Here is a 1,811-nt window from a genome sequence, read left to right as displayed (position 1 = left end):
TGGCTATAATAATCCGAAAAGAATATGTAGTTACGTCTCTTTAAAGTATCATTTGTTAATGAGCGAGTCATAATTGGGCTGTTGGAAATTCTCCAATAGCCTTTTCTTGTGTTTGCGAATTCCAATGCTTTACTTTTCTCAATGCCAAGAGAAATTAGTTGACTAAATCTAGTTCTAACTTTCTTCCATTGCTTCCAATAAACCATGCGTATTCGTCGTCGCATCCATTGGTCTACTGTTTTAAGTAATGATTTTATGTCTGCAATTTTAAAATAATTAATCCATCCCATAATGTATCGTCTTAACTTTATTGGTCTTTCTTCATTACTTAATCCATAACTTCTTCCAGTAAGAACCTTAACTTTGGCTCTCATCTTGATAATAGACTTTGGATGTATTCTCACTCTAACTTCACCCTTGGTTTTATAAAATGAAAACCCAAGGAACTTTAACTTCCATACTAGGTCTACCTTTGTCTTTTCTCTATTTACTTTTAGAAATAGTTTCTTTTCTACAAATGATACAGTATTATCCATAATACGCATTGCACTTCTTTTGCTTTTACAATAAATCATAAGGTCGTCTGCGTACCTTGCAAAGCTGTGACCTCTTGCCTCTAATACTTTGTCTAATTCATTTAACATAACATTCCCAAGAAGCGGACTAAGTGGTCCACCTTGCATAACACCCTCAATTGTTTCTTCAAAGGTTCCTCCTATTACTACTCCAGCCCTAAGATATTTATGGATAAGGGAGATTACTCTTCCATCCTTAATTGTCCTAGATAGGATTTCAATAAGTTTACTATGGTCGATTGTATCGAAGTACTTCTCTAAATCCATGTCTACTGCGTAGGTATACCCTTCTTGGATATACTGTTGGCATTTCCGAATGGCTTGATGCGCACTTCGATTTGGTCTAAACCCGTAACTGCTATCTGAAAATTGAACTTCGTACATAGGGCTTAAAATTTGCGCAATTGCTTGTTGGATAACTCTATCAACTGTAGTTGGTATTCCTAACTTTCTTTTCTTAATCCCGTCTTCCTTAAGTATTTCCACTCTCCGAGCGGGATTGGGACGGAATTTTCCGTCCATAACTGATTGTTTCAAAGTAATCCAATTTTCGTTGAGATAAGCACGAAGTTCATCGACTTTCATCCCATCTATTCCATGGCTTCCTTTATTTGAAATAACTCGTTTTAAGGCAACTCTTACGTTTTCCTTATCCATAATTTTCTCTAACAATCTGTCATTTACCACGAATCCATTGGTGATGTTGTTTTCAGTTATCTTTAAAGAAGCATACACTCCTGCATTGCTTTCATGTTCCGCATTATCCTCTTGCATAGAGTCTTCAAAATTAATTTGAAGTTGGCTGTATTTAATTTCTTTATTAGTAACATTCATTTACTTTCACCTCCTAATGTTCAGTCCTTCCCAAATATCATTAATATATCTGGTACTATGACCTCTGCTGACTTCTCATGGCAAACCGTTTTCGACCATGCTTTCAAATTCATCTCCGCATGTCCATGAGACCTCCCAGGGTAAGACAATTCACTTTCATTCCATGAACCCACATTCTTTACACCTATTCGTTCTATGTAGTTATTGGACTTTGTCTTGTTCAGCAGACTCATCCACAAATAGCTTGCCTGAAAATGTTCGTATTCCTTGGGTCGGAACTTTGCCTAAGACTTCCTTCAGTTCACACCTCACGGTGGATACCTTGTCTTCAGCTAGTGGTTGGTAACTACAGACCCCCACAGTGGACTTTCACCACCTAGTTAATTGCCATGCCTGGCACAC

Annotated in this window: 2 protein-coding genes; both read right to left on the bottom strand. The window is 37.2% G+C overall.

Translation table 11 applies throughout. The features are described from left to right. Positions 1 to 1,409: group II intron reverse transcriptase/maturase (gene ltrA / locus Ctaglu_RS24575; RefSeq protein WP_125006693.1), on the bottom strand; the 1,409-nt coding region annotated here is incomplete at its 3' end. A gap of 20 nt (positions 1,410 to 1,429) precedes the next feature. Then, the gene (locus Ctaglu_RS25700) at positions 1,430 to 1,582 is read right to left on the bottom strand and encodes a hypothetical protein (protein ID WP_185732968.1); all 153 of its coding nucleotides are present in this window, start codon (positions 1,580 to 1,582) and stop codon (positions 1,430 to 1,432) included. Between the last annotated feature and the right edge of the window lie 229 nt (positions 1,583 to 1,811).

This window comes from Clostridium tagluense, from assembly GCF_003865095.1.
GTDB classification, from domain to species: Bacteria; Bacillota; Clostridia; order Clostridiales; family Clostridiaceae; genus Clostridium_AD; species Clostridium_AD tagluense.
This window is presented reverse-complemented; position numbering and strand designations above follow the sequence as displayed.